The organism is Arthrobacter sp. P4_F10 (assembly GCF_056401435.1).
In genome coordinates, this window is the sequence record NZ_JBFUJJ010000033.1 from 23,920 (window position 1) to 31,295 (window position 7,376).

At 69.6% G+C, this 7,376-nt stretch carries 4 protein-coding genes; all 4 read left to right on the forward strand.

The features are described 5' to 3' along the window. Positions 1 to 2 precede the first annotated feature (2 nt). Positions 3 to 3,218, forward strand: a complete 3,216-nt coding sequence (locus AC1DR1_RS19835; RefSeq protein ID WP_476993144.1) for a hypothetical protein — start codon at positions 3 to 5, stop codon at positions 3,216 to 3,218. 4 nt (positions 3,219 to 3,222) lie between these two features. After that, entirely contained in the window at positions 3,223 to 6,294 is a 3,072-nt protein-coding gene (locus AC1DR1_RS19840; protein ID WP_476993145.1) for a phospholipase D-like domain-containing protein, read from the forward strand. A gap of 42 nt (positions 6,295 to 6,336) precedes the next feature. Continuing rightward, positions 6,337 to 6,561 carry a hypothetical protein gene (locus tag AC1DR1_RS19845; RefSeq protein ID WP_476993146.1) on the forward strand — a complete coding sequence of 75 codons (225 nt, stop codon included), beginning with the start codon at positions 6,337 to 6,339 and terminating at the stop codon, positions 6,559 to 6,561. 4 nt (positions 6,562 to 6,565) lie between these two features. Beyond that, a partial coding sequence (locus AC1DR1_RS19850; RefSeq protein WP_476993147.1) for a hypothetical protein occupies positions 6,566 to 7,376 on the forward strand: 811 nt, incomplete at its 3' end.

Consider the following 7,376-nt stretch of genomic DNA (forward strand, 5'->3'; position numbering starts at 1 on the left):
CCGTGGTGCCCGATCTCATGGTGCTCCGGGTCGGCACGTTGAGCGGTTCGATGTCGTTGTACTCCGAAGTGGAGCAGAAGTTCGGCCCCCTCCTCCGCAAGCGCACGCACGACACGCGCGAGCCCGGCACCCCGGTATCGCTGCGCTGGGCGCTCAACCCGGTGCTCGGGTTCCCGCGCACCCCGTTCGAGGTGTGGCGACGCACGCGCAAGGAGGAACCGACCGACGCGATCCTCGGCGCGGCGACCTTCACCGCTCCGACCACCGCGCCACTTCCCAACGAGGTGATCGAGATCCGCTTCCACGCGACGCCGGGCCTTGGTGGGCTCACGGTCGAGGCCGTGTCAACCGCCGGCCGTGTGCTGACCGGGCAGCGGCTGACATTCACCACGGCCCAGAGCGGCCGGTTCCGTGCGCCCGGAATCGCCGCGCTGCGGCTGCGCGGGAACGGCACCATCGGCGGCATCGGTGCGATCGTGCAGTCGGTATGGGCCAACCTGCCCGACTGGTTGCGGATCGAGGTGGTTGGCTTCCCRTTCGCGACCGGCGAAGTGCCGACGAGTGCCTACGCCCCCGATCCCCAGGGGTGGGAGGCGCCGGGTCAGAGCGGGCCCGACGCGGCATTGCTCCGGCTCAGCGTCGCCCAGATCCTGCAGCTCGAGCCACCAGCCGCCGGTGGCGGTCTGACCACCCCGCCCTGGGGTTTCCCCGATCCGCAGGCGTTCCTCGACGTGCTCCGCAAGACCGTGCTGCCCGACGTCGCCGACTGCCTGCTCCATAGCGACGATGCCGACCCGAACGCGTTGCAAGCCAACCACAGGTCCAGCTACTCGATCGAAGGTCTGCGCCAGCCCGGCCAACCCGCGCCGACCGACCCTGCCACGATGGCCCTGAGCACGACGGCGTTCGTGTCGATGGCCGTGCAGGACGGGCCCGTCGCACTGGGCCTCGGCTTCGGCACGATCGACGTGCCCCCGCAGGGCCAGCTCGGCGAAAAGCCCGACCTCACACCCCCGGGCACAGAGCTCTCGCGTGACGAGTATATGGTGACCGCCCACATCGTCACGCCGTTCGGCAAGCTCGAGCTCGCCGCGATCGGCCACCGTGCGCCACCGCCCGCAGTCCTCACCGGACTGCTGGCCGAGCATACGGTCATGAACCGGGCGATGACCCGCGACGGCGCCGAGTCCGTGGCGGTACGGCTGTCGTGGACCGCCACGCGCGAGCAGATCGGCGCGGCCGTGCTCGTCGACCCCCCGGCAACACCGACAACACTGCTGAACACGCCACGCCCGGCCAGTTCCGGCAGCTTCCAGCCCTACCTCACGGAGTACCGGTTGACGCCCGATGGCGACCCGCCCGGCGACCTCCGCCCGAGCGTGACGATGCCCGAGGAGGCGGTGCCGGTCGCCGGAAGCGCAGTCACCACCTATGCCGTCGCGCCACTCGACGTCCATGGCCGTTGGGGACCGTGGCGGATGRCCAACCACACCACCGCCGCCCGCCCGGTGCAGAAGCCCGGCATCGGCGAGGTGTCCCTGGCGCTCCCGACGGTCCTACCGACGAGCGGCCCCGTGGCGCCGGCGTGCCGGCTGACGATCGAGGTGTCGTGGGACTGGGCTGATCGCTCGCCCGACCGGATCGAGGTGTCCGGTGCGTTCGTGCCCCTCGGGCCGCCGCCGGCGTCGGTCAGCGGGTTCCAAGTCGACTCCACGGAACCGGCGCTCACCGCTCCGGTGACCATCGAGTTCGATCTCGGCGGGGCTCCGAGCATCGCCGCACCTCCTCCGTCACCACCCGCCATTCCCGCGCTCGTCAACCTTCTGCAGGCGGCCAGCGTCGTCGAGATCTCCGAACAGGGCGTGCCTGGTGGGCCACCGCCGGCGGGCAGCGCGGGTTCGCAGGTCCGGCGCTACCGGCTGAGCGTGCCGATCATGTCCGTCTCCTTCGCGGCCGTCGACGAGGTCGCGTTCGCGGTGTCGGCCAGCGCCGCCGAGCGGGTGCGCGACACGCAGCTGAGCGACCCCACGGCACCGGTGGCGACGAACGCTGCAAACCCGTTCCCCGCACCACCGCCGACGCTGCCCGCGGTGACCGTGTTGTGGACCGCCCTGCCCGACGCATCGGGACGGGCGCGCACGGTGCTGTCGTGGCCGGCGGTGCCCGGCGCCAGCGGCTACACAGTGTGGGAGGCGACCGAGACCGCGCTGTCTCATGCCGTCGGCGGTACCGCCGCGACGGGGGCGATGCGCGCACGCGCCGCCGACCTTAAAACGCGGGTCGCCGCCAACGTCAACGCCAGCCTCGGTGCGTTCAGCCGGCTGAACGAGCGGCCACTGACCACGACGTCGATCGAGCTGGTACTGCCAGGGTCGGCCGACACGCTGTTCGCCTACCGGATGTCGTCCGTCACGACGCAGAACACCGAATCGGGACGGACGCCCGGCATCGTACTCGTCGGCGTTCCGCACCTTGAGACCCCCGGCACGCCGAGGATCGAAGCCCGCAGCTCGCCGGCCGATGAGACCATCACGCTCAGCGTCGTCGCCGGCAGCGGGCTGCCGCCGGAGCGCATCTCGATCCACCGCTGCCGCCGCGAGTCGCTGGCCCATCAGCTCGGCACGATGGGCCCGCCGGTGCTCTCGGCGGCGACCGCCGCGTCGACACCCGTGACCCTGCCGTCGCCGTCAGGTCCGTCCGAGTCGGGGTGGGCCTTCATGGACGAGGTCGAGGCGAGCTGGACGCCGTACCTCTACCGGTGTGTGACCTTCGGGCGTCACCTGCCCGACGACGGCATCCATGCCGGAGTCTCGCCGGCGTCGGGCGTCGCCAGGGTGCTCGTACCGCCGGCCGTGCCACCGCTGCTCTCGGACGCCTCGCGGACGTCCGGCGCCGCGGGCATACTCGTACAACTCACGACCGACCTTCCGTTCTCCGCCACACCGGCCGGTGAGGGCACCCTGACCATCGCCGCCGTCACCGGGGCTACGCGAACGGTGATGGCCACGGTGGCGACAGTCGGTCTAGCGGTCGACCTCCCACCCTCCGTGCTCGGCCCCGAACCCGCGGCCACCGTGGCCACACGCACAGCCGCGGTCGGCAGGCCGAACGTCGTGTCCATCCTCATCCCGACGTCCCTGCTGCCCGCTGCGGGCGCAACGATCGCGGTGACAGCTACCGATCCCCTCGGTCGCTCAACAAGTGTGGAGGTGGTGTGACACCATGACCTTAACCGACACCCTGAGCACCGCCGGCGTCGGCGCCTTCGGCTCGTCCATGCCGGTGCTCGCGCCGTCGTGGACGACGGCCACGCCCACCCTCGGCCTGGACGACCTCTCGCTAGCGCTGGCCGCAGGCACGTGGTCCAGTCCACTCGCTGCCCATGTCCGGACACCGGCGCAGGTCGCCGAGCGAGCGGGTGTGCTGCTGCGCGGCTCACGAGGGGGAGCGGTGGCCACCGGCGCCAGCGTACTCAGCCTCTTCCCGCAGCAGTACCTGCGGCTGGCCAAGCTGTACGCCGCGGTCCTCGAAGGCTCGGCCACCGCCGCACCGGTGCGCCCCGTGCCAGCGCACATCGTGCTCGACACCGGAGGGCTCACCGGTGCCGTCGATCCCGGCGACACGCTCGTCGGGGGCTCGCTCTCGTTCCACGATCAGTGGGGCCAGCCGATCGACCCGCTGGCCGTCGCCGCGGCATTCCTCGCGTTGATGGACGCCCACCGGCCGTTGCAGTTCCGTGCGCTCGGCGTGCCCTTCGACACCAACCCGGGGCTAGCGGCGATGCTGACGGCACTCGCACCGGCCGCATCGACCAGGGTCCGGTTCACGGACCTCGGCGGCATGCCGGCCAACGCCGCGCATCTCACAGCGTTGACCACCGTCGCCGCGCCGGCCGCGGTCCACAGCGTGACCGCCGGCGCCACGATCGGCAAGGACGCCGTGTCCGCCACCTTCACCGCCGATGACAGTCGCACTCTCGTGGCCGGTTTCGCGACCAACGGGCGACTCGGCGACACAGTCGTGCTGCCGCAGCCCCCCTCCGGGATCACGCTCACCCGCGACTACTTCTCGCTGCGCGTACTCGACCTGCGCCCCACGCTGCTCGGCACGCCGGCGCAGGCTTGGGCCGGCACCCGGATCGAACCCCGCCCCGCGGTGCGGCGCGACGAGCCGTTGACGTTCCTCCCCGACGGCAACGACGTGCTCGGCGCGGCCACCGCCGCGCTCACCGGCACCGCGCTCACCGAGTCGATCGCGGTCGCGCCGGCGATCGATGGAGCGTTCACTGCACCGAGCGCCGCGGGGACCGCCGCGCACTGGCCGCAGTTCCCTGCCCGGGGCACGGTTGTCGACGCGGCACCCGGCGCGGTACCGGTCGCGCTGAGCACGGCACTCGCTCCCGCGGCCGCGGGCGTCACGGGTTCGTCCGATGTCGTTCTGACGTTGAACGGGCTACCGGCGGGCGCGTCGGTCCGCGCGTATCACCGTAAGTTCTCCGCCGACGCCGTCGAATCACGCGGGGACGGCGCGGGCGGGATCGCCGATGCCTCGGGCCTCGTACGGCTGCTCCTTCGGGATCCACTCGGCATCCGGCGGCCCGGGCAGCCGCTGCCAGGATCCGTGCCCGCAGGGTCGATCCTCCACGTGGACGTCGTAGTAGTGAAGCGCACCGGGGAGGCCCGCATCTTCGGCGACGTGAGCGCGCCGATCACGGGCACCTCGACGTTCGTGCCGACAGGCTCAAACGTGTTCGCCACCGCCGCGCGCCGGGCGGTATGCAACGCCGGGATCCTCGGCCTCGGGTCGGCGCCCGTGCCCCCGGCAACCACCTCCGCGCTCGACGCCGTGCTCGCTCTGCTCAGCGAGGGCACGCCTCGCGACGCGCCGCGCCTACCGGCGATGGCGCGTCGCGATCTGCTCGTCGCCGGACTGGCAACGGCGGGTGGGCCCTGGCAATCGGTGCTCGCCGCAGGACGGCTCGCCCCTGAGCTGCACAACGCCTCGGCGCGGCTCGGCGCACCAGGCGGTACCGGTGGGCGCGAGACCCAGGCGGTGGGCGTCAGCACGAGTGGCGGGCGTCTCGCCTACGACATCGCCCGGGCATCGCTGCGCCGGACGACGAACATCGTACCCCGGCTCGTGCCGCTCGTCTCGTCGACATGGAACGAGCCGCCGGCGTCGACCACGGGCACGTTCGCCGGCGCGGTGCTGCAGACGATCGCGTCCGGCTGCGAGACGCCGGCGCTGTCCTTGCTGCGAACGCTCGACATCGTCGACCCCGACGACCCCAACTTCCCACGCACCTTCGACGCGCTGATCGCTCGAGCCAAGACGTGGGTGGGGTCGCTCGTCGGGTCGGCAGGGCTTCCCTCCGCCGTGACGACGAAAGCCAACGAGCTAATCGTCAAGCTCGATGAGCTCAAGGACAACGCGCCAGCCGACGAGTCGACTAAGGAGCGGGTCTTCAACGAGTTGCTCCGCGAGATCGCGTCGAGTGGATGGGGTCGCCGCGACGCGCAGTGGGCGTTGCAGGCGGCGATCGGTCGGGCCCAACGGTTCGTCTACATCGAGACACCTGGGCTGGGCGCGACCGCGGCGAGTCCGCTGGGCGACTTCGCCACCGATCTGTGGGACACGCTCGCCACCCGGCTCTCGTCGACGCCGTCCCTCCACGTCACCGTCTGCTGTCCACAGACGCCCGACTTTCCTCCCGGCTATAACGAGTGGACCGACTTCGAGGCGGCCTCGCGGCGCAGCCTACTACTCGGGCTACCGACGGCCTCGAACCCCGACCCCGTGGGCTCGCGGGTGGTCGGATTCCACCCAATCGGTTTCCCCGGCCGCCCGAGCCGACTCGAATCGACGCTCGTGATCGTGGACGACGTGTGGGCGATGGTCGGTTCGAGCACCTTCCGCCGGCGTGGTCTGGCCTTCGACGGCGGCGCCGACCTCGTCTGCACCGACCTCTCGCTGACCGCAGGCAGATCGACCGCGATCGCCGACTTCCGCCGCGCCCTCCAGGCCAACCGGCTCGGAATCGCGCCGCCGCCCGCCCCACCCGCCCTGCCCGCATCGTCATGGGTGCGGCTCGGTGACGGCGTGGAGGCGTTCCACCAGATCCGCGAGACGCTGCGCGCGGGCGGCCTCGGCAAGATCGGCCGCATGTCCCCAGGCGAGCCGGTCGGACGCCCCGCCGCACCTGGGCCGATGGGCGTCGTGTCGCCCGACGGCGAGGCTGTTGACGCCTTCGAGCTGCTCACGCACCTCCTCTTGGTCAACGCCGCGACCGCTTGAGCGCCGAACCGCTCGATGGTGCGTCTGCAGTCAAGCACGCGCATGCCCGGCTTGCTCGGCCACGAGTATCTCAAAGTTTCCAGACCTGCCGATTCAGAGGCGCCCGTGAAAACACCGATTCCTCCGGGCGCTGAAAGCCGCGACAAGTTCGAAAACGCTATTTCGGGCATGGACTCGCCCGTCGAGATCTTCAACCGCAAATTAATTCTGGACCGGGACGGCCAAGATTTGTTGTATTGCTTTCCAGACGCGCTAGGAGCAGCCTGATCCCATGACCCCGTTTCACATGATCCGCCTCATTTTCCCTTTCATTTACCATGTGCGGCGCATGATCGGCGTTCCCGACAAGGGGGAAATAGCATTATTGGGGGCCGAAGACCATCCTCTGCTTCAGTCGTGGTGTGTCCAAATAGTCACCGATGGCAAGACCCAACCCACATCGTTTGACCTCCCGAAGCTTGAAAGTCATGTCGATGTAAAAATCCTGCCACATCAGAATCCTGCACATGGTTCATGGAATCAGTCTCGCCAGGATTCAGACAAGGAGGGGTATGCTCCTGCCTACAGCACCAAATGGTTCCTGCTTGCCAAAGGTCACTCACGTGTGGTCGAACCATTCATAAAACACGAAAATAATCCGTCAACGGATTCGCCGGGCCGGCAATCCAGTATCCTCCGTCTCAGGCTCGGTGATGAGCGCCTGGCCCAGCCCAGCGGGAAGAATGTGTTTACGACAGAAGCCGCGGCTGCTCTGGGTTCGGCCCCTGGAGACATGCCCGCGGCCGTCTATTCCGAGCTCGGTAGCCAGATCCGAGTACTAACAGATGTCCGTTTCAGACTCCTGACAATCGTCCCAACAGTCAGTGGCCTGGCTCTCACCGTTCTCCTGACACAACCAGTCCGGGATGCATCCCCTCTCCTCGTCTTCCTGGCCTCAGTCTTCGGCTTTGGCGTCACTCTGGGCATTCGGATTTACGATGTGCGCAACTCCCAGCTCTACGACGATCTCATCAGCCGGGCCCGGTCCCTCGAAGCACTCTTCGGGGTCGAACGGGGCCCCTACATGCGCAGAAGTAGGAGCC